The sequence below is a fragment of the Roseovarius aestuarii genome (genome assembly GCF_019966515.1).
GTDB classification, from domain to species: domain Bacteria; phylum Pseudomonadota; class Alphaproteobacteria; order Rhodobacterales; family Rhodobacteraceae; genus Roseovarius; species Roseovarius aestuarii.
The window spans coordinates 18,618-40,346 of the sequence record NZ_JAIMIB010000022.1; the positions used below are offsets into that span (position 1 = coordinate 18,618).

A 21,729-nucleotide genomic window follows, 5' to 3' on the forward strand; every position below is an offset into this window, starting at 1 on the left:
TGCAAACACTCGCCCGCACGGTCTAGCGGGTTGAGGCATGTTTCAGAAACTTCGCCATATCCGCGTGCTTGAGAAGGCTTTCGCCAATCTCGAAGGCCAGATGCGCGCGGGCTTCGTGATCGTGCATGGATTGGGCCAGTTTCTCGCCCAGTTCGGGGGGCAGAACCGGTCTGGTGCGGTTGTCGATCAGTAATGTCTCGGCGGCTATGCCCTCGGCATAGATGATCTGGTGCTGGTCGAAGAGCAACTGGAAATAGTCGACAAATCCGCCATCTTCGCGCACCACCGTGTCGCCATTGACCAGATGGCGGGCGCGGACCAGCACCTCGTTCCGACCGGCGCCAAGCGCGTCCGAGCGCTGGTAGATGAACAGCCGGTGATCGGGACTGACCAATAGATCTTCTTCGTTGTGCAGCGTGCCTGCCTTGATCCGGATTGGAGCGAAATCGCCGGTGGCGCGGACGGTGGCGTGGCCGATCCAGCGGATTTTCTGGACGCCGTCGTCTCGGGTCAGCACCGGATCGCCCACTTTCAGATCCTCGATTCGTCTTTGCGCGCCAGAGCCAAGCGTGATCTTTGTGCCCCGTGAAAATGAGACGCAGGCGGCTTCAGCGAACTTGACATTGGCGGTGTCGCGGTTGATGCCGACGAGCGCATAACCTACCCGGCAAGTCAGCGGTGCAAAAGGCAGCGCGTAGACCTCCTCGACATCGCCTTTGGCATCCACCTCGACCAGAATAAGCACTTCAGTTGTGGCTCCATTACCCGACATCAGCGTCAGGCAGCTATCGAGATGCAAAACGGCGCCGGGCCGACCGATCGCGGTATCCTCTGCGATCACATGTTCGCCCTTGCCGTCGCTTTGCAGCGAAAGCCTGAATTGCTTGCTGTTGCTGCGAAGCTCATACGTGTCATCAAGATCCAGCTCATCGGCGAACGAGATCGGATCGCCAAGATTGGCACCGGTGACAACGCTCAAGTCCGCCGACCGGTAGACCGGCACGGATTGCGTGGGCTCTGGCACGGAATCGCTCATCTCTGATTATAGTTCTCGATATGGTTACTGCCCGAGGCTGACAGGCTAATCTAGGATTGTGGCCTTATCGGGTCAATGCGCCAGTGTTTCTCTGGCTATCGTGGCGGATCGGATGCTATGCGTCAGGGGGAATTAGGGAGGAGTTGCATCATGGATCTGGGAATACGTGGAAAAAGAGCGCTTGTCTGTGCCTCGTCCAAAGGTTTGGGGCTGGGTTGCGCCCGGGCACTGGCCGAGGCAGGCGTCGACCTGGTGATGAATGCGCGCGGCAGCGAGACGCTTGAAGCCGCTGCCGCTGCGATCCGCGAAGAGTTCGGTGTCGAGGTGGCGACGGTGGCCACGGATGTGACCACGCCCGAGGGACAGGAAGCGGTGCTTGAGGCGGCGCAGGGTGTCGATATTCTGGTGACCAATGCGGGCGGACCACCGCCGGGGCTGTGGTCGGACTGGGATCGCGAGGACTTCATCAGGGCGCTGGATGCCAACATGCTGACGCCGATTGCGTTGATGAAAGCCCTGTTGCCGGGCATGATGGAACGTGGCTGGGGCCGGGTGGTCAATATCACATCGGTCAGCGTCAAGGCGCCGGTGCCGGTGCTGGGGCTTAGCAATTCCGCCCGGGCGGGCCTGACCGGTTATGTGGCCGGGACATCCCGTCAGGTTGCCGGTTCCGGTGTCGTTATCAATAACTTGCAGCCTGGAATTCATGCAACTGACAGGGCCGTTTCGCTGGATAATACGGCAGCTCAGGCGCAGGGGATCACGGTCGAGCAGGCCAAAGCCAACCGCAATACCACCATCCCCGCCGGTCGCTACGGCACGATCGAGGAATTCGGCGCCACCTGCGCCTTCATGTGTTCGCAATATGCGGGTTACATGATCGGGCAGAATATCCTCTTGGATGGCGGCGCCACCAATTCAACGATGTGATCACCTGTGGCGCAAGGGTTTTCGCTGAAAGATCAGCTGTTTAATGCAGTTTCCATCGGCGATCTGGCGGCTGAGTTCGCCGTCGGCGTGCCGGGATTTGATGCAGAAAGGTTCCATGCGGCGGTCATGGCCGGGCTTGCCCCGCGTGAATTGCTGGCTCGGCTCGACTGGATTGCCGATTGTCTGGAGCCGCAGCTGGCGGCTGATTTCCCCACGATGGCGGATCAGTTACAGGCGGCGATGGTGCCTGAGCTGGACCCAAGTCTGAGCGACGATGATTTCGGCCGGTTCATCCATGCAGTGCCCGGTATTCTGGCCGTTCGTCACGGGCTGGAAGAGCATCGTGAGCGGGCGCTGGACCTGCTTTACGCCGCCACCAAACGGTTTTCGATGGAGTTTTACATCCGCCCGTTTCTGAACCGTTGGCCCGCTGAAACGCTGACACGGCTTGCCCTCTGGGCGGTGGATGAAAACTATCATGTACGACGGCTGGTATCCGAGGGGACACGCCCGAAACTGCCCTGGGCCGGGAAGGTGACGATTGATCCGATGGCGCCCTTGCCATTGCTTGATACTTTGCACGCGGACCAGACGCGATATGTTGTAAGATCGGTCGCCAACCATCTGAATGATATTGCAAACATTGACCCGGACGCTGTGGTCTCCAGGTTGAAAACATGGCGCGAGGCGGGGCGTCAATCCCCCAACGAACTGGAATGGTTGACCCGCCATGCATTGCGCACGCTGGTCAAGACCGGTGATCCGCAAGCGCTGCGGTTGTTGGGATATCGCGATGACATCGAGGTCAAGGCGCATATCGTGATCAAACCGGGGCCGGTGCGCATTGGTGAAATCCTTGAATTCACGGCCAATGTCGAGACGCAGGAACCCGCAAATCTGCTGGTAGATTATGTGCTGCATTTTCACCGGCCGGGGCGGCGCGCAGGGCGGAAGGTGTTCAAGTTGAAACAGGGTCGCTCGCAGGCCGGTAAACCGATGGCCTTCCTGAAGAAACATACGCTGAAAGGGAATGCCACGACCTTCACACTGCATCCCGGGCCGCATCAGATCGAACTGCAGGTAAATGGGCAGTGTGTCGCAGCTGTCGCATTCGATCTGCAGCCCGCAACCTGAACGTTAATCACATTCGCGTCGGTGTTTGAAACACCGGCTGGCCAGACTGCAGGGTGACTGCTACGCCGGTTCGAACGATCGAGCGAAACAGGACATCCCTCATGCAAGCCGCCGCTATCATTGCGATTTTCAGCCTTGTTATTCTGGCCAGCCTTGCCGTCGCACCGCGCCGCGCCACGATAGACGGGTTCTTTGGCGGGGCCGGGGCCTCGGGTCGGGCGCCGGGTCTGCTGGTGCTGGTGCTGAGCCAGGTGACCACCTGGATTTTCGCTCGCTCCCTGATGAACGCCGCCATTCTGGGGTATTTCTACGGCATATGGGGCACCTTGGCTTACGCCGCCTATTATGGCTCGTTCCTGACCGGTGGCTTCATCGTTGGGCGGCTGCGCGACGGCGGAGCCGGATCAGTGCAGGATTGGCTGGGTGCGCGGTTCGGCGTCGCGGGCGTGACCTGCTACAACGTGGTGATTGCGCTGCGGCTGCTGTCGGAGGTTTTCGCCAATCTGTTGGTTGTCGGGCTGATCTTTGCCGCCGCCTTGCCCGAGGTTGGGCTGGCGCGGGAGGCTTCCATCCTGCTGGTGGCGGTGCTTGGGCTTGCCTACAGCGCCTGGGGCGGGCTGAGCGCGGCGCTGCGCACCGATGTGTTGCAAATGCTGGTTTTCCTGGTGATTTTTGCGTTGGCCTTCGGGGCGCTGGTGACCAGCCCGGGGTTTGATCTGGGCGCGGTTCTGACCTCGCAAGGGACTAGCGGGTCGTGGAACGGGCAGGTACTGCTGCTGGTCGCATTCCTACAGGTGTTTTCATATCCCGCCCATGATCCGGTGATGATGGACCGTGGTTTCATCGCTGACCGGGATACGACACGACGGTCGTTCCTGCATGCGTTCTGGATTTCCGGCCTTTGCATCATCGCCTTCGGCTTTTTCGGCATTCAGGCAGCTATCATCGGCGCCGAATACGAGGGGCAACTGATTGGCACATGGATGGGCATGTTCCCGCCCTGGCTTTTCGTGGCATTGCTGGTGTCGCTGCTGATTTCGGCGCTGAGTACGCTTGATTCAGCATTGGCAAGCGCTGCGCGGCTGGTCGTGGACGAGCTGAAACTGACACCCCGCACCCTGAATGGCGGCCGGGTTGCGATGATCGTTTTCATGATTGCCGGGGCGCTGCTGACGCTCTGGGGTAATCAGACGCTGTTTGATGCGGTTGCGGTCAGCGGCACCGCCAGCATGTTCCTGACGCCCGTACTGTTGGTGGGTCTGGTTCTGCGGCGCGAGGTGGCGTTGTGGTCGTATATGGTGGCCTTCGGTGCGGCAATAATGGGAGCCGCCGCCTATTTCGCCCGGGAAGATGTATTCACCGCGATCCTCTCCGAGGCGCATAAATACGAGCAGTTGCTGGTGATCTGTGTCGGCGTGCTGGTCGTGGGCTTTACCGCCGTTCTGCTGGGATCACGCAAGGCCCTGTGAGCGGTTATCGTGGTTTCTATTGCCTCGCGACAGCTTGGTTGCTATCTGGCCTGCGTATAAGTCTGATCAATTTGATCGGAAAAACGTGAGGCCCCGTGGACGCAAGCCCCCCAAGACTAGAGATCAGGAACCTCACGCGCCGCTATGACGGGCGCGTGGTGGTCGAGGATGTGTCGCTCGCGGTGCAGCCGGGGCAGGTGACCTGCCTGCTGGGGCCGTCGGGGTGCGGCAAATCGACGACGTTGCGCATGATCGCGGGCGTCGAGATGCAGGATAGCGGCGAGATCTGGGTCGATGGCAAGCTGATTTGCGACACCGTCTTTCGCATCCCGCCCGAACGACGGCATATCGGGCTGATGTTTCAGGACTTCGCGCTGTTTCCGCATCTGCGCGTGGGTGAGAATGTGGCGTTCGGGCTTGAGGGTGACAAGGTCGAGAAGGGCAAGCGGGTTGAAACCCTGTTGGCGCGCGTGGGCATGCAGAGCTATGTCGATGCCTATCCGCACGAGCTGTCAGGCGGCGAACAGCAGCGCGTAGCTTTGGCGCGCGCGCTCGCACCACGTCCCCGGATCATGCTGATGGACGAGCCGTTTTCGGGGCTGGATAACCGGTTGCGTGATGGCATTCGCGATGAGACGCTGGAAATCCTGCGCGAACAGGACACCGCCGTGTTGCTGGTCACCCACGAGCCGGAAGAGGCGATGCGCATGGCCGATGAGATCGCGCTGATGCGCGGCGGACGGATCGTACAGCAGGGCGCGCCCTATAATATCTACAACGCGCCAATGGATCGTGACGCGGTTTCTTTCTTCAGCGATATCAATGTGATCCGAGGTGATGTTAAGGGGTCTTTGGTGGATACGCCCTTTGGCCAATTCCTGGCGCCGGGCGTTATGGAAGGCCATGAGGTCGAGATCGTTATCCGGCCACAGCATATCAAGATCGACTTTGACCGGGATGGGCGCGGACCCAATTCGACACCGGCGGACGGTACGCCCGCACGGGGCATCGTGCAGCGGGCGCGGTTCATGGGCAGCGAAAGCCTGATGGAATTCCGCATGGATCATGACGGCTCGATCCTCAAGGCGACCGTCCCCAACGTGTTCCTGCCCAAGCCCGGTAAGCCCCTGTGGCTGATGATCCGGCGTGACCGGTGTTTCGTTTTTCCGGTGAAGGGATAGGTCATGACCGATCTGACAGGCAAACGCGCATTGGTGACCGGTGGGGCCGGCGGTATCGGCATGGCCTGTGCCGAGGGTTTGGCGAAGGCAGGTGCAAAGGTTACCATCACGGATGTATCCGCGGAAGCCTGTGAACGTGCGGTGTCGGACCTGCCCGATGGCATCGACTGGATTGCCTTTGACGTGGCCGACCGGGCGGCGGTTGAGGCTGGCTTTGCCACGCTGGAAGCGCAGGGTGGGGTGGACATATTGGTAACCTGTGCGGCGATCGTAAAAGCAGCGCGCTTGCTGGATTTCGACGCGCAGGAATTCTCGCGCATCATCGACGTGAACCTGACCGGCACCTTCCATTGCTGTCAGCTGGCGGGGCGTCAGATGGTGCAAAAGGGCTGGGGCCGGATCATCACGCTAAGCTCGGTCAACGGCCAGATCGCCAATATCGGACGCGGTGCCTATTCCTGCTCCAAGGGCGGCGTCGATATGTTGACACGCCTTCTCGCGGCAGAACTGGGTGGCAGCGGCGTGACGGCGAATGCGGTGGCACCGATCCCGGTCGATACGCCGATGATCAAACAGGTGCACGGCCCCAAGGACCGCGAGCTCTGGTATGCGCAAACGCCGATCGAGCGCTATGCCGAGCCTGCAGAGGTCGCATCGGCCGTGTGTTACCTGGCCTCGGATGAGGCGGCGTTCATCAACGGGCATATCCTGAATGTTGATGGTGGTTTCATGGCCTCGGGCGTTTTGCCACGCGGATGATAAGAGCCTGATTTTACGCGCTCAGGTTGTTGTGCTAGAGTGATCCCATTGACCGCGATTTTTGCGGACCAGTGGATTTAGACATGCGTAATTTCCTGACTGAAAAGCGACGGGTGCACCCGGCCTGTTTTCTGATCCTGGCGGCCCCTGTCCTGATCTTTGTCCTCAGCGATTGGCTGGTGCCCAATCTTGGCGTGCCGATGCTGGATGTCAGCGCCGACGAGTTGTTGATTGACGGCAAGGGGTATCTCGAGGCGGCAGGGCGCAACCGATATCTGGGAGCGCTGTTGTTTTTCACCGTTCTGGTGATCATAGCCGTGGCAATGTTCCTGGGTGAGTTGATGCGACCACTGACGGTGTGGACAAGGGTGTTGGCGTTCGCAGCGCTGGTCGCGGTGCAGCTTCCGGTGCTCAGCGCGGTGGTCGGTCATCAGGAAGAGGCGATCTGGAGCTGGCGAGCCTATCATCAGGTCGGCACCGATGTGATGGACGAGGTGCTGTCGCGCGGCACGGTGCGGCGCTGTCAGGAACTGACCTGGAATGATGGCGTGGCCGATTATCGTACGCTACCGGAAAAGACCTTACTTCTGGGCCGAAAGTGCACGGATAATCCGGCGATGGCGCTGTTTCGGTTGTTACTGGATTTCGCTTCACTGCTTTCGGGGATTGGCGTGGCGGCGTTGGTGCTGGGGATGATCCTGTCTCTGTCCTGTCCGCCCTCTGGCACGCCGCTCGAGGAGCGCGCCTTTGATCACGGCCGCAATCAGCGGGCGGCGCGGCGGTTTCTCTATCTGGCCGGGCTGATGCTGAGTTCGGGCATGTTCATGGCGATGGCATGGATGCATTGGCCGCTGCCCTTTGTCGATAGCAAGGCGCATCCGGGTTATGCCGATACGATCAAGGCGACGCTGTTCTATAGCGGCGTCTTTTACACGCTGTTGATCGTCACCGGGTTCGGGCCGGTGATGTATCTGGCCGCACGGCGATCGGACAAGCTCGCCATGGAAAGCATGATGGTCGAGGAAAGCAGGCCCGAGGCAGCCTCTGACAGCGACGTGCCGACGGTTACGCGGCTGGACAAGTGGAAGGCGCGCCATGGGCTACAGATCAGTATGACCGAGGCAATTCAGGCACTGGTCGCCACAAGCTCGCCCTTGCTGACCGCTTTCGCCGGAAGTTTCGCACCGGTCTGAGGTTTGGCAGTGTGGAGTGGGCATGTCGGCTCTGAGGCAAGAGGAGACAATTTGCAGAGGGTGTGATAAATCCGCTGTATTTTGTCGCTAAGAGGGTTGGATAAGGCACCTATGCTGGAGTTTGATGCGCAGACGGCGCAGCTTTTAGATACTGCCTATCAAGGCGCGGATGTCACGCGAAGACGGCAAGCCTCCTTTGATGCTCTTAAGCCAAGCCCCGATGAATCCATTTTGGATGTTGGTAGCGGAAATGGGCTTCTCACCGCTGAGTTGGCACGTGCCGTGGGCCCAAAAGGGCGGGTAATCGGTGTTGACCCAAGCGGCGACATGAGGCAATCCGCAATACGACGATGTCGGGAGTTCGACTGGGTAGATATTGTCGAAGGCTCAGCCAACCATTTGCCAGTGGCAGACGCAACGATCGACAAAGCGGTTTCTGTGCAAGTATTTGAATATATTAGTGATATTTCCAGCGCGGTGAAGGAAGTACGTCGTGCGCTCAAGCCAGACGGAAAACTGGTTGTGGGAGATATTCACTTTGATAGCTTAGTTTGGTTTAGCAATTCACCTGAGCGGATGGCGCGTATGTTGGCTGCTTGGGACAACCACTTCGCTGAACGTACCGTGCCTGCACTTTTGCCGCCAATTCTCAAGAATGCTGGATTCGCTGTTGAGTCCGTCCATCCGATCACCGTCTGCGACCATCAATTGAAACCCGACGGGCTTGCGAACATGATGATGATTTTGATGGAGAATTATGCTGTAGCCAACAGTTACTTGTCTCAAGAAGAAGCAAGTAAATGGGCCGAGGAGCAGAGAAACTTGGCCGCAGAGGGTAGCTTCTTCTTCTCCGTCACTCATTTTGTGGTGAGTGCAAGGAAAATCTGACTTTTTTAAACGGAAGATTTGTCCGGCCTTATGTATCAAACGCACCAAGGTGTGAGCGATGATTAAGGTGATCGCACTGGCAGCCCTACTTAATGTATCTGGCGAAGCTGTATTCCAGCATCCGTGCGGTGAAGGGTCCGAGGGGCTGATCGCGTGTTTCGAATGCAAACACGCGAGTTTCAACACCCATTTCATTCGACCCCAAACCAAGCCGATAGCTAATACACACCAAGAGCAGAGCCTCTGCTTCCTGTATGTAGCCGGTTCCGTCAAGGTAGTTGACAACGCCAACGTGCTTGAATCGGCGAAGGTTGGTAGTTTCACCCGGAAACAGGACTGGGGATTGAGAGTAGCCCCGCCTGGAAATGGCCTCATTGGAAAATTCTTGAGCCAAATCTTCGATGCTCTTACGCCAGTCTTTTCTAATGGGCTTCCATTCAAGGACAACATCGTACGCTGGGGAAAGCCCCTTGTTTTCAAAGTTGTAATTCCATGTGAAGCGAAAGCTGTCTTTCCCAAAGTGAACGTCGCACGCGACCTCATGAATGAGAGCAACCCAAGGTCGCTTCTCCAGCCGCATCATAGCGTTGGCTTCATTGGCGGCATTCGCCGCACCCAAGGCGGCAATATTGGTCTTATCGGCTTGGATGAGGGTTCTGCGAACGTAATAAACACCGGCGCCAGTAGCCAATACACCAAGAAAAGTTACAACCAACATACCAAGCGCCCAAAGCGCCATTTCAGTTTGGGCTACAAGGTCATCCTCCATGCGCTCGTGTTCGTTGTTGGCTTCTATTACTTCACGTATGCACTTAGATTTGCTGCCGTCCTCAGGGAGGGCGAGGCACTTTTCTATATCTTCCTCGGTATGGCGGGCGTAGGTGTCGGTATTGGCGGCATTCTCGCCTATGGCTTCTCCGTGATGCCGCCCTAGAGAGTAGATAGAAAGTGTGGCTAAAGAAACTATCGCCAATATTGCTAGGGCGGTTACAGTCTTAAATCCTGTACCTCTATCGCCTTTAAACATGCCAACATAAACGCTGCGCTAAACTTCCCTCGGGATAGCTTATTGGCGACGTTCACCTCTTTCTCACTGATTCCAATATCAGCAAGTCTTTCAACGAGTTGGGCATAAGTCACGCCCTTTCTCTTCAGCTCTGATTTCAACAGGTTTGCGGCCTGTTTTTCCCAATCATTCTGCTCCGGCATATCGACTCCAATAAAAATATATCTTTTTTAGTATATAACCTATTGAAATCAGTATGTCATCTTACTATTTTTGTTATGAACATAACGGATATAGTATAAAATGGCCCAGCACTTTCTTCTCTCAGCAGCTTCCCGCACTCTTAGTCTTCGCTCGGTTTATAAGGCGGGCGAGGAGGCGGCCTATCAGACGTTTTGTGAGATGCGCTGGCCTGAGACCAATGGCGAGGCCGTTTGCCCATGCTGCGGCTTTGATGAGGCGTACAAGATCACCACGCGCCGCAAGTTCAAGTGTAAGGCGTGTCACCACCAGTTCAGCGTGACCAGCGGCACAATATTTGCCAGCCGCAAGATGGGCTTTGTGGACCTGCTGGCCGCGATCTGCATTGTCGTGAACGCGTCAAAGGGTGTGAGCATGGTACAGTTGTCGCGTGATCTGGATTGCCAGTACAAGACAGCCTTCGTGCTGGCCCACAAACTGCGCGAAGCGATGGCACTGGAAGTCCACACTGGTGAAGTTCTGGAAGGCCATGTTGAGATTGATGGCGCATATTTTGGCGGTCATATCCGCCCGGAGAACGCCAAGGCTGACCGCAAGGACCGTCGCTTAAAGCGTCACCAGACCGGCAAGCGCCGCGTTGTGATCGCTATGCGTGAGCGTGAGGGCCGCACACTGCCGTTCGTAGGTCAGTCTGAGGCAGAAGGGGTTGCTTTGGCTAACGAGAACGTATCGCGCCTGTCCACCATGTCAGCGGATGAGGCCAGCCATTGGGATGAATTGCACATGGGCTATCACGTCGACCGCGTGAACCACTCCGAGATTTACAGCGACCACGGCAAGCACACCAATTGGGTTGAAAGCTATTTCTCGCGCTTGCGCCGCATGGTGCAGGGCCAGCATCATCACGTCAGCCCGCAGTACCTTTACCAGTATGCGAACCATGCCGCATGGCTGGAAGACAACCGCCGGACCGATAACGGGACACTGGCGCAGATTGTAGTTTCTAACTCAATGACAGCGCCAGTATCGCGCCAATGGAAGGGCTACTGGCAGCGGTCTGCATAAGCCTCGGCACAAAATCGTGTGGTGAGCACTAGACACAAGGGCATATGATTCGGTAAAAGAAAAACGCCTGAACCGTTGGAGCGGTTCAGGCGAAAATGAAACCACCGTTGGCCGGTGGAAGTTTGAGAATTCTCACTGGGTTTTTACCCATATGTGGAATCACAAGTCAAGTCGGCCAACACATCGCAAGGAGAAAAAGCGATGAATACGACTGTGACTTGGACCGGAAATTCCGGTTCTCAATACCGTTTCGATGTGTTTCCAGTAGGAACGCAGTTCAATCCAATATCAGGTGTCTATGTCGCCTGTAGGCGGCTCATTACCGGACAGTTTGAGGCCCTCTATGTCGGCGAGACACAATCCTTCAAGGATCGTCTTAACGTCAATGCCGGGAATCACGATGGGCTCAGGTGTGCTGCTCGCAATGGCATGACGCATATTGGTGCCATCGTCTCGACCAGTAGTGCCGAGCGCCTGCGGATTGAAACTGATTTGCGGCATGGCCTTAATCCTTCCTGCAACAAGCAGTCAGTTAATCCTAGACTGAATATGCGGCGTAGATAAGGCGACACATCGACTCAGGGCTGGCCCTTCGGGGCCAGTTTCCACAAACACCCATCCGGCCCAAAGTCCTGCACCACATGCCCGTCTTTCTGCGCCCTCTGGATTGCATGACGCACCCGCTTAAGCACATCGGCGTGAATATCATCGCCCCAGCCCTTGGACGCAATGATCCGCGCCGCAATCGTCTCATCATCCGCAGGTTCTTTACGAAGCATTGTAATGATCGTCAGCTTCAACTCATTGCGCCCGAATAGCTGCTTGTACTTCCCACGCGGCGCTATGCCCCTGGGATCGTCCGTATAGCCACACAGCACCAGTGCACGGTCTATGGCGTCCAGATCGGCCTTAAGCGCATCTGCGGCCTTCACAGCGGCCTTGTGCTGGCCTGCTATCTCGCCGCGTTTCTTGATCAGTCCGAATATCGTATGCTCCATGCCCTATTATGGATTCACGCGGCCCGATTGTTCAGATAGAATGTTGGTGCGTTTGATACATAAGGCCGGATTTGTCCGCTGAGCGGACATTAGCGCTGTACTTCCGCTTTCATCGAAAAGCGGAAGTGGACACGAGGCGCTGCGAACTAACCATCTGTCCGCTTCCTGCCGACACCTGCCCAAAACACAACTCATTCCCAGCAGCTGACCAGTACGGTGATGTCGCTGGCATCGCGGGACAGGGTTTCGGGTGAGAGTTGACCGGACTCCGAGGTAGTGGACACATCAATACCCGCCTCAGCGAGCACCTCTTGCACCGTATCAGTTCCTGCAGCGAAACTGACTCCGTCTGGCAGTTTGCGTCCACTTTTGGGCTCGGGCAGAAGCATGCCCAGCACCGCGCCACCTGCGTCGACAACCGGTCCGCCGGCATCGCCCTCCAGCGGGGCGAGCGCGAGGCGTTTCATGCCTGCTTCGCCGTTCAGGCCGCGCAGATCGGCCAATTCGCCGAATGTCAGCGTGGGCGCGCCAAGAATGCCACCATAGGAATAACCAGCCACTGCGACCGTGGATTGCAGGCGTGGGGTGTCCTGCTGGAACCGGGCCACGGAGAGGGGCGCCAGATCTTCGCGCGGGCGCAATACCGCGATCCCGAGCGACGTGTTGTTGGCGGCCACCTGTGCGTCGTAATCCTGATCAATGGTGATCCTGCCGCAGCCTGCCACCACATCCGCTGTGGTCACGACGGTGCCCGCCTGATCCACGAAGAAGCCTGAGCGCGTAAGGCGCGGCTTGCGGATCTCAAGCCCGGCCACCAGATCGATGCTCTGATCTTCGTTGTTTCCCGTCGCCGGGTCCAGCACGCCGCCGATCGGGGTGAAACTTGCCTGCATCTCGCCCAGAAGACGGGTGCGCCGCTCTTCGTCACCGGCGGGCCAGACCAGGGTGAACCCCTTGATGTGGCCGTCCTTAAACCAGACCTGGGTGTGCGAAATGCTTAGCGCCCCTTCACCGATCAGCGTGAAGCCGTCACCATCCAGCATGCGTGGCCCGGTTTCGGGCACGATTTCGAGCGTCTGCATGATGTCGTAAAGCCCTGCAAGCGTCGCTTCGTTGCCCTCCTGTGAGATCAGCAACACCTTGGCATCTACATCGCCGACGGCATTGTAATGGGCGAAGGGAGGCTCGTATTTGGCCAATTCCACCACGCCGGTCGGCAGTTTCATCTCGATGCCGACCGTTTCATCGCGCACGAACTGAATATCCAGACCTTCCAGCACGGCGTTATACTGGCGGAAAAGCTCGGCCCGCTGCAGGGTCGTCAGCACGCCCGTGGGTTCGAAATTATTGGCCTCCTGCCAGCGCGACATGGATGCGCGGGTGCCGCGGCCAAAGGCGGCATCGATGCGGCCGTCATAGACCCCGGCCCATCTCAGCGCTTCCTGAAGCTCGGCGCGTTCTTCGCGACTGAGCAGGCGTTCGCTGGCCCGTGCTTCGCGCAGGGTTTCATCTGCCGGTGCGGGGGCAATTTCAGGCTCGGATTCAGTTTCTGGCTCCGGTTGGGTTCGCGCGATCTGCGTATCGGCTTCGTTTTCTGGGACGGTCAAAGCGGGGCGGTTCAGCACATTCGCCCCTACCGGCCAGAATTGCTGCTGATAGTCGCTGCTGAGCGCGATATAACTGTCGCGCGGAATCACCCGCTCGGCGCGGTAGACCTGTAAAACCCGCTCAGCGTCCTCGGAGGTATAAGGCCCAAGCGCGATCGCGTACCAGCCACCACGGATGGTAAACCCGTTCACATCCTGCAAGGTCGCCGCATAACGCCGGATGCTGGCCTGCGCCCGGGTCAGGCTGGGTTGTGCTTCGATCTGCACCCAAGCCAGGTTTTGTCCTTGTGAGAATGCCGCAGGTACGGCCGCGCCAATGGCGAAAATCACCGCGATAAAAATACGCCTCATACTCTACTCTTGCCCCTGCACGGATCGTTCAGTTCCACTTGCTGACCGCCTTTTATCAAATCCACCGGCAGGTGCACCCAAAATATGCGGCGCGCCGCAATTGACCCTCTCTCGTCAGGACCGTAGGTAAGGGCGCAATTCTACGGCAAAACCCCAAGGGGCAGTCATGGCTGAGCAGAGCGACAAACCACGCAGTTTTCAGGAGATCATCCTGAGGCTTCAATCCTATTGGGCAGGCAAGGGTTGTGCCGTGATGCAGCCCTATGACATGGAGGTCGGTGCCGGCACGTTTCACCCTGCGACGACCCTGCGCTCGTTGGGGTCAAAACCCTGGGCTGCGGCCTATGTTCAGCCCTCGCGCCGCCCTACCGACGGGCGCTACGGTGAAAACCCGAACCGGTTGCAGCATTACTACCAGTATCAGGTGCTGATCAAACCCAGCCCGCCGGACTTGCAGGAACTCTATCTTGGCTCACTCAGGGCCATCGGCATCGACATGGGTGTCCACGACATCCGCTTTGTCGAGGATGACTGGGAAAGCCCCACGCTTGGCGCCTGGGGGCTGGGCTGGGAGGTCTGGTGCGACGGCATGGAAGTCAGCCAGTACACCTATTTCCAGCAGGTTGGCGGCCATGATTGCCACCCGGTCTCGGGGGAGCTGACCTATGGGCTGGAACGTCTTGCCATGTACGTGCTGGGCATCGACCACGTGATGGATATGCCGTTCAATGATCCTGATGCGCCGATTGCGCTAAGTTACGGCGATGTGTTCCGCCAGACCGAGGAGGAATATTCCCGCTGGAATTTCGATGTCGCCAATACCGAGGTGCTGCTCAGGCACTTTGAGGAGGCCGAGGCCGAATGCGAGGCGATCCTGAGCCAGCAACATGACGACCCGAAAACCGGCAAACGCATCATCATGGCGCATCCGGCTTATGACCAATGCATCAAGGCGTCGCACATCTTCAACCTGCTCGACGCGCGCGGCGTGATCTCGGTTACCGAACGCCAGGCCTATATTGGCCGCGTCCGCGCGCTTGCCAAGAAATGCGCCGACGCCTTTGTCCAGACCGAAGCCGGGGGCGCGGCGGCGTGACCGGAAAAATCCTAGCGGGGGTGATCTTGATTACAGCCTTGGTGGCCGGGGCGGCCATGTATTACCTTCAGGTCTATCACTTCTATGATGAGGTCGCGGCCACGGGCACGGATGACGTGCAGATGGTGTCGCTGGTCTCGGGCCAGTCCGAGCCGGTGCTCTACGACAATTTCACCGCCATTGACGCCAGCAGCTCGCCGATCCGCTACCGCGCCTGTTTTACCACCACCATGTCTACTGCGATGCTGACCGAGACCTATGAGTATTACGAGGCCGCCGAGCCGCTGACCGGCCCCGACTGGTTCGATTGTTTTGATGCTGAGGCGCTGGGCGCCGAGATCGAAGACGGCACCGCGCTGGCCTTTCTGGGCGAGAAAGACATCCAATACGGCATCGACCGGGTTGTTGCGGTCACCGATGACGGCCGCGGCTATGTCTGGCACCAGATCAACGAATGTGGCGAGGTTGTCTTTGACGGCAATCCCGCCCCTGAAAACTGCCCCGAACCTCCAAATGGGTACTGACCACTATGCCTGATCTTCTGATCGAACTTTTCTCCGAGGAAATCCCGGCCCGCATGCAATCCCGTGCAGCGGAGGATCTGAAAACCCGCATGACTGACGGGCTGGTTGAGGCCGGGTTGACCTATGCCGGGGCGGCTGCGTTTTCCACGCCGCGCCGCCTGATGCTGGCGGTCGAGGGGCTGTTGGCGGAAAGCCCGACGATCAGGGAGGAGCGCAAAGGCCCGCGCACAGATGCGCCGGAAAAAGCCATCGAAGGTTTCCTGCGCGGGGCAGGGGTATCGCGCGACGATCTGGAAGTGCGCGACGAGAAAAAGGGCCAGGTCTATTTCGCCACCATCACCAAACCGGGCCGCGCTGCCGCCGATATTGTGGCCGAGGTTTTGGAGGCCACAATCCGGAACTTCCCCTGGCCCAAATCGATGCGGTGGGGGGCTGGGTCACTCCGCTGGGTCCGGCCTCTGCATTCGATCCTCTGCATCCTCACCGACGATGCGGGTGAGGCGCAGGTGGTGCCGCTGGAAATTGACGGCATCAAAGCGGGCCAGACCACGCGCGGGCATCGTTTTCTGGCGCCTGATGCTTTCGCGGTCACCTCGTTTGACGATTACGCCGCAAAACTCAAGCGCGCCTCGGTGGTGCTCGACCCGGCAGAGCGCGCGGATCATATCTGGCAGGACGCCACCAATCAGGCCTTTGCCGCCGGGCTGGAAGTGGTCGAGGACAAGGGATTGCTGGCCGAGGTCGCGGGGCTGGTGGAATTCCCGGTGGTGCTGATGGGCACGATTGATACCGAATTCCTCGACCTGCCGCCCGAAGTGCTGCAAACCTCGATGAAAGAGCATCAGAAGTTCTTTTCGGTCAAAAACCCCAAGACCGGCAAGATCGAACGCTTCATCACCGTCGCCAATACCCGGACGGCTGATCACGGCGCGACCATTCTGGCGGGCAACCAAAAGGTTCTTTCGGCCCGTCTGGCGGATGCAAAATTCTTCTGGGAAAACGACTTGCGTGTCGCAAGAGACGAACAGATGAAACCGTGGCTTGAGTCTCTGAAAAACGTCACCTTCCACAACAAACTGGGCTCTCAGGCCGAGCGCATCGACCGCATTGCAGCCCTTGCCCGCGAAATCGGGCCCGTGGTCGGCGCCGATGCCGATCTGGCCGAGCAGGCCGCCCGCGTCGCCAAGGCCGATTTGTCGTCCGAGATGGTATATGAATTCCCCGAGCTTCAAGGCCTGATGGGCCGCTACTACGCCGAAGTTGCCGGACTGCCCGCCGAGGTCGCCGCCGCTTGCGAGGCGCACTATTCCCCGCTCGGCCCCTCCGATGCCGTGCCCACCGAACCGGTCTCCGTCGCCGTGGCGCTGGCCGACAAGCTCGACACGCTCACCGGTTTCTGGGCCATTAATGAAAAACCCACTGGGTCCAAAGATCCGTTTGCGCTCAGACGGGCGGCTTTGGGCGTTATTCGGTTGGTGTTGGATAACGCAGTCAGAATACACCTTGCAGCCCCGATGACTTATGCTTTTGGCTACATTCTATCGACAAGCAGACACAACGTAGTTCTCACCCAAGCGAGTAAAATTGCAAACTTTGCGGGTAACTCTGGAGAACCAAGGTGGGCCATAAGGTTCATGGAAAGTGTTGGCTCCATGTTGGAGAAAACTGACTTTTCAGCAAGCTTAGATGAAGTTATGACGTTTAACTTGGATCTTCTTTCCTTCTTCCACGACCGCCTCAAAGTCTATCTCCGCGATCAGGGCATTCGACATGACGTGATCGACGCCTGTATCGCGATCGAGGGGAACGACGATCTGACCCTGCTGGTCAAACGCGCCACGGCGCTTTCGGATTTCCTCAAGACCGAGGATGGCGAGAACCTGTTGCAGGGCTTCAAGCGCGCCAACAACATTCTCACCCAGGCCGAGGAGAAAGACGGGGTCGAATATTCCTACGGCGCGGATGTGAAATTTGCCGAGACGGACGTGGAAAAGGCGCTTTTTGTTGCGCTCGATGCGGGCGAACCGGCGATTACAAAGGCGCTGGAGGCCGAGGATTTCGTGGGCGCTATGGCCGCTATGGCGGCTCTGCGCGCGCCGATTGATGGGTTTTTCGAGGGCGTGCAGGTCAATACCGATAATGACATCATCCGCCGCAACCGCCTCAACCTGCTCAACCGTATCCGCCAGATTTGCCTGCAAGCCGCCGATCTGACACGGATCGAAGGATAACCTCACGACAGCGCCGGGGCCTTATTAATAAAGGTTAACGCACGGGGCTTGCCTTGTGCGGCAACCGCCTTATGCTGCATCAACAGCATAAAGGTGCCGCAGTGCAGCATAATGACCCCGATATCACCCTGATCACGCCCGACGCGCCGATGGCGGCCGAAACGCATGGCGGCCGTGCGAAATGCCTGCAACGGCTGGCCCGGCTTGATCTGCCGGTGCCGCGCGCGGTGGCGCTGTCGTTCAAGGCGGTGCATGGTATCGCGGCGGGGGATATGCCCGATCTGCAGGCGCTGTTGGCGCATTTTGACGCCGCGCCGCTGTTGTGTGTGCGCCCGTCCTCGGAAGATCCCGATTGGGGCGGTCCCGGCGCGATCCTCAACATCGGCATGAACGATGCGCTTTACGCTGAACTTCAGGGACGGATCGGCAAAGTATCCGCCGCCACGCTTTATCTGCGTTTCATCCAGTCCTACGCGATCCATGTGGCCCGGCTTGATCCGGACATGTTCGATGATGTCTGCGAAGATCCTGTGCAGGGTTTGCCACAATCGCTTCATGCCTATGCCGAGGAAACCGACGAGGAATTTCCACAAGACCCCGCCGTGCAACTGGCCGAGGTGCTGCGCTCGATGGCGCGCGCCTGGGAAGGCACGACCGCGCGGCTTTTGCGTCAGGCCAAGGGCGCGCCCGCCGATGCCGGGCTGGGCCTTGTCGTGCAGGCGCTGGCGCTTGGTCTGGGCAAGGGAGAATGCGGATCGGGCGTGATGCAGCTTGTCAACAGCCAGACCGGCGTGCGCAAGATCACCGGGCGCTACCTGTCGCAGAGTCAGGGTCGCGAGGCGCTGACCGCCGATGGCGATGCGATCTATCTCACGCGCGATCCGCGTGGCGCGTCGCTTGAAGAACAGGCGCCGGAGGCGTTCGAAGAATTGCGCAAACATACCGACCTGATGCGGACGCGGCTGCGTGAAGAGATGCAGGCCGAGTTCACCATCGAAGGCGGCAAGGTCTATCTGCTGGATGGCGTGCGGGTGGCCCGCAATGCGCGTGCCGCTGTCGCGATTGCCGTGGCCCTGGCGGATGATGGTATCATCGCACATGAAGAGGCGCTGATGCGGGTCGAGCCGCGCGCGCTCAACGAACTTCTGCACCGACAGGTCGATCCCGAGGCTGAACGCGATGTGCTGGCCCGCGGCATTGCCGCCAGTCCGGGGGCCGCTGCGGGCGCGATCGTGTTTTCCGCCGCCGAGGCACAGGCCTATGATGCACGCGGCGAGGCCTGCATTCTGGTGCGTCGCGAAACCAGTTCCGAGGATGTGCGCGGTATGCATGCCGCTGTTGGTGTCCTGACCGAGCGCGGCGGCATCACCAGCCACGCGGCCGTGATCGGGCGCGGCATCGGCCTGCCATGTGTCGTGGGGGCGTCGGATATCCGTTTCCAGCCCCGCAAGAAACAGCTGACATTTCCCGATGGCCGGGTGGTGAAAGAGGGAGAGTTCCTGACGCTGAATGGCACCGATGGTGAAGTGTTGGCCGGGGAAACGCCGCTATTGGAATCCTCGCGCGATGATGCGCTGAAAAAGCTGATGACCTGGGCGGATGATATCCGCGACATTTCGGTGCGCGCCAATGCCGATACGCCTGCCGATGCCGATCTGGCCCACAGCTTTAAGGCGCAGGGAATCGGGCTTTGCCGGACCGAGCACATGTTCTTTGACGAAGATCGCCTGACCGTCATGCGCGAGATGATCTTTGCCGATACGAGCGCCGATCGGGCCGCAGCACTGGAGCTGCTTCTGCCGATGCAGCGCGCCGATTTCATCGAGCTTTTCCGGATCATGCGCGGCAAGCCGGTCTGCATTCGCCTGTTCGACCCGCCTTTGCATGAGTTTCTGCCGACCGACCGCGCAGGCCATCTGCAACTGGCCGAGGCACTTGATCTGCCGCTGTCAACTGTCACTCGGCGCGTGGAAGCGTTAGGCGAATATAATCCCATGTTGGGTATGCGTGGTGTGCGTCTGGGCATCACCGTGCCCGAAATCTATGACATGCAGGCGCGTGCTATTTTCGAGGCTGCGGTCGAGGCCAGCCAGAAAGGCCCGGATCCGATCGTGCCCGAGATCATGATCCCGCTGGTGTCGGCCCGGCGCGAGGTCGAGATCGTCAAGACCCGGATCGATTCCGCCGCCGCAGCCGTGCGCAATGAAACCGGCCAGGATTTTTCCTACCGCCTGGGCGTGATGGTTGAAACCCCACGGGCCGCCTTGCGCGCCGCTGAAATCGCCCCGTTGGTGTCGTTCCTCAGCTTTGGCACCAATGACCTGACTCAGATGACCTATGGGCTGTCGCGCGACGATGCCGGGCGGTTCATGTCCGATTATGTCCGCCAGAGGGTCTATCCAGAAGACCCGTTTCATACGCTTGATATCGACGGCGTGGGCGAGTTGTTGCGGATCGGTGCGGATCGTGCTCGCGCGGTCAATCCGGATGTGGTTATGTCGATTTGTGGTGAACACGGCGGCAATCCCGAATCAATCGCTTTCTGCCGGGATGTCGGATTCGACTACGTTTCGTGCTCTCCGTTCCGGGTCCCTGTGGCGCGACTTGCTGCCGCACAGTTGGCGGTCAAAAACAAGATCGGGACGTAGAAAACCGGTTTCGCGCAACATAGCGTAAGCACAACGCATCAAATCTTTCCAAAAGTTTTTTACCGAGATTCTTCGCCCGGCGCCGGGGTGGACGCAGGCTTAAGAGTTCGGTAATTGGCCCGGATGCTGATGGGCGCAAACCCAATAGCGTATGGAGAGGGGCCGATGTTTAGGATTTTCTTTGTCATTTTTGTGGCAATTGGAACTGTCGCGTTCGCCGACGTTCCAAAAAGCCAGCGTGTGGTTGAAGCGCAGCCGGTCGCCAACCTCTATGTTGCGGAGCGTCTTGCTACTTATTCCCGGCTCAATGCCACGCAGATCGGATATTCGCGCGAGTGGGTCGATGCGCAGCCTGCCCTGAAGGGCGACGAAGAATGGGCGTGCCTCGCCGAAGCACTTTATTTCGAAGCACGGGGCGAAACCGTGAAAGGCCAGTTCGCCGTGGCTGAGGTGATCCTGAACCGGGTCGACAGCCCGCAATTCCCCGACAGCGTATGTGCCGTGGTCAATCAGGGAACCGGCAAGAAATACCAATGTCAGTTCACCTATACCTGTGACGGCTACAAAGAGGTCATCAACGAGCCACGCGCGTTCAAACGCGTTGGCAAGGTTGCCAAGGCGATGGTCAGCGGAGGGCCTCGGGTTCTGACTGACGGCGCGACCTATTACCATACCCGTGCGGTCAGCCCGCGCTGGTCGCGTCAGTTTGAACGTACCACGTCAATCGGGCAGCACCATTTCTATCGTCCGCCGACGCGCGTTTCACAGAACTAACTTCTGCGAAAATATTTCCAGACGCGCCCGCCGCAGTGCGGGCGTTTTTTAGTCTGAGCGGGGTCAACGGGCATCTGGTCACACTTTCCCCGGCGCCGAACTGCGTTAAAGTAAACTCATGCCCTATGAATGGACCCGTATTTCCGATCCTGTGCCACAGACGCGCCTGACGCTCTGGCCATTCCGGTCACTGCCGCGTCGCGGGTTTGCGGCCTTTATCCTGGGTACCTTCGCCCTGATCACCATTCCACTTTACCCATTGCTGGGGACGGTGGTGCTCTGGGGGTTGTTGCCGTTTCTGTTGCTGGCGGTGGCGGGACTGTGGTGGGGCCTGGAAAAATCCTACCGTGACGCCCGGCTGCATGAAGAGCTGACGATCAGCGAAACCCATGTCCATCTGGTGCGCCAAAATCCTGGTGGCAAGAGACAGGAATGGGAATGTAACCGGTATTGGGCCCGCATTCTGATGCATTCGACTGGTGGCCCGGTCGATCATTATCTCACGCTTAAAGGCGGCGACCGCGAGGTTGAGATCGGCGCATTCCTGTCCGAAGAGGAGCGCGTAACGCTTTACGGAGAAATCACCGACGCGCTGCGACCGGCACAGGCGTCTTAGGGCAGCGCTTAAAGGGCTTGCG

At 58.8% G+C, this 21,729-nt stretch carries 20 protein-coding genes; 15 read left to right on the forward strand and 5 right to left on the reverse strand.

All coding sequences use genetic code 11. The annotated features are described in order from the left end of the window. Nucleotides 1-22: 22 nt before the first annotated feature. Complete coding sequence (locus tag LC334_RS19890) at nt 23-1,036, reverse strand: Hint domain-containing protein (RefSeq protein ID WP_085802139.1); 1,014 nt, start codon at nt 1,034-1,036, stop codon at nt 23-25. Between the two features lie 150 nt (nt 1,037-1,186). Between LC334_RS19890 and LC334_RS19895 the strand changes: the two genes are divergently transcribed. The 7 genes from LC334_RS19895 to LC334_RS19925 all read left to right on the forward strand — a co-directional run bounded on the left by LC334_RS19895 (nt 1,187) and on the right by LC334_RS19925 (nt 8,590). Further along, nucleotides 1,187-1,966, forward strand: coding sequence for an SDR family oxidoreductase (locus LC334_RS19895; RefSeq protein ID WP_085802138.1), 780 nt, complete (start codon nt 1,187-1,189; stop codon nt 1,964-1,966). A 6-nt stretch (nt 1,967-1,972) separates the two neighbouring features. Further along, entirely contained in the window at nt 1,973-3,100 is a 1,128-nt protein-coding gene (locus LC334_RS19900; RefSeq protein ID WP_085802137.1) for a hypothetical protein, read from the forward strand. A gap of 101 nt (nt 3,101-3,201) precedes the next feature. Further along, nucleotides 3,202-4,569 (forward strand): SLC5/6 family protein, encoded by a 1,368-nt coding sequence (locus LC334_RS19905; protein ID WP_085802136.1) that lies wholly within the window; start codon nt 3,202-3,204, stop codon nt 4,567-4,569. Nucleotides 4,570-4,664: 95 nt separating this feature from the next. Then, nucleotides 4,665-5,750, forward strand: a complete 1,086-nt coding sequence (locus LC334_RS19910; protein ID WP_085802135.1) for an ABC transporter ATP-binding protein — start codon at nt 4,665-4,667, stop codon at nt 5,748-5,750. A 3-nt stretch (nt 5,751-5,753) separates the two neighbouring features. Continuing rightward, nucleotides 5,754-6,509, forward strand: a complete 756-nt coding sequence (locus LC334_RS19915) for an SDR family NAD(P)-dependent oxidoreductase (protein WP_085802134.1) — start codon at nt 5,754-5,756, stop codon at nt 6,507-6,509. Nucleotides 6,510-6,592: 83 nt separating this feature from the next. Further along, nucleotides 6,593-7,702, forward strand: a complete 1,110-nt coding sequence (locus tag LC334_RS19920; RefSeq protein ID WP_085802133.1) for a hypothetical protein — start codon at nt 6,593-6,595, stop codon at nt 7,700-7,702. A 111-nt stretch (nt 7,703-7,813) separates the two neighbouring features. Beyond that, entirely contained in the window at nt 7,814-8,590 is a 777-nt protein-coding gene (locus LC334_RS19925; RefSeq protein WP_085802132.1) for a methyltransferase domain-containing protein, read from the forward strand. Between the two features lie 85 nt (nt 8,591-8,675). Here the strand turns inward: LC334_RS19925 and LC334_RS19930 are convergent, their stop codons facing one another. Both LC334_RS19930 and LC334_RS19935 read right to left on the reverse strand, forming a co-directional pair. Further along, a complete protein-coding gene (locus LC334_RS19930; RefSeq protein ID WP_223413094.1) occupies nt 8,676-9,617 on the reverse strand; it encodes a hypothetical protein in 942 nt (313 codons plus the stop codon). Further along, on the reverse strand, nt 9,578-9,799 hold the full coding sequence (locus LC334_RS19935) for a DUF6471 domain-containing protein (RefSeq protein ID WP_085802130.1): 222 nt from the start codon (nt 9,797-9,799) through the stop codon (nt 9,578-9,580). Before LC334_RS19935 ends, LC334_RS19930 begins: the two co-directional genes overlap by 40 nt. 100 nt (nt 9,800-9,899) lie before the next feature. Here LC334_RS19935 and LC334_RS19940 point away from each other — a divergent pair, with 100 nt between their 5' ends. Next, on the forward strand, nt 9,900-10,862 hold the full coding sequence (locus LC334_RS19940; RefSeq protein ID WP_085802129.1) for an IS1595 family transposase: 963 nt from the start codon (nt 9,900-9,902) through the stop codon (nt 10,860-10,862). Nucleotides 10,863-11,063: 201 nt separating this feature from the next. Next, the gene (locus LC334_RS19945; protein ID WP_139836515.1) at nt 11,064-11,426 is read left to right on the forward strand and encodes a hypothetical protein; all 363 of its coding nucleotides are present in this window, start codon (nt 11,064-11,066) and stop codon (nt 11,424-11,426) included. Between the two features lie 14 nt (nt 11,427-11,440). On the opposite strand, the gene LC334_RS19950 is transcribed toward LC334_RS19945, so the two are convergent. Both LC334_RS19950 and LC334_RS19955 read right to left on the reverse strand, forming a co-directional pair. Next, a complete protein-coding gene (locus LC334_RS19950) occupies nt 11,441-11,860 on the reverse strand; it encodes a hypothetical protein (RefSeq protein WP_085802127.1) in 420 nt (139 codons plus the stop codon). Nucleotides 11,861-12,051: 191 nt separating this feature from the next. After that, entirely contained in the window at nt 12,052-13,818 is a 1,767-nt protein-coding gene (locus LC334_RS19955) for a serine protease (protein ID WP_085802126.1), read from the reverse strand. 166 nt (nt 13,819-13,984) lie between these two features. Here LC334_RS19955 and LC334_RS19960 point away from each other — a divergent pair, with 166 nt between their 5' ends. From LC334_RS19960 to LC334_RS19985, 6 genes are all read left to right on the forward strand, one after another. Then, entirely contained in the window at nt 13,985-14,914 is a 930-nt protein-coding gene (locus LC334_RS19960) for a glycine--tRNA ligase subunit alpha (RefSeq protein WP_085802125.1), read from the forward strand. Then, a complete protein-coding gene (locus LC334_RS19965; protein WP_223413095.1) occupies nt 14,911-15,438 on the forward strand; it encodes a DUF6446 family protein in 528 nt (175 codons plus the stop codon). The genes LC334_RS19960 and LC334_RS19965 overlap by 4 nt, the downstream gene beginning before the upstream one ends. A gap of 5 nt (nt 15,439-15,443) precedes the next feature. Beyond that, a complete protein-coding gene (gene glyS / locus LC334_RS19970; RefSeq protein WP_085802123.1) occupies nt 15,444-17,669 on the forward strand; it encodes a glycine--tRNA ligase subunit beta in 2,226 nt (741 codons plus the stop codon). 71 nt (nt 17,670-17,740) lie between these two features. Further along, nucleotides 17,741-20,317: a putative PEP-binding protein gene (locus tag LC334_RS19975; RefSeq protein WP_176237769.1), complete on the forward strand. Its 2,577-nt coding sequence runs from the start codon at nt 17,741-17,743 to the stop codon at nt 20,315-20,317. Between the two features lie 165 nt (nt 20,318-20,482). Continuing rightward, the gene (locus LC334_RS19980; protein ID WP_085802162.1) at nt 20,483-21,091 is read left to right on the forward strand and encodes a cell wall hydrolase; all 609 of its coding nucleotides are present in this window, start codon (nt 20,483-20,485) and stop codon (nt 21,089-21,091) included. 118 nt (nt 21,092-21,209) lie between these two features. Then, nucleotides 21,210-21,707, forward strand: a complete 498-nt coding sequence (locus LC334_RS19985) for a DUF2244 domain-containing protein (protein ID WP_085802122.1) — start codon at nt 21,210-21,212, stop codon at nt 21,705-21,707. The last annotated feature ends 22 nt before the right edge of the window (nt 21,708-21,729 follow it).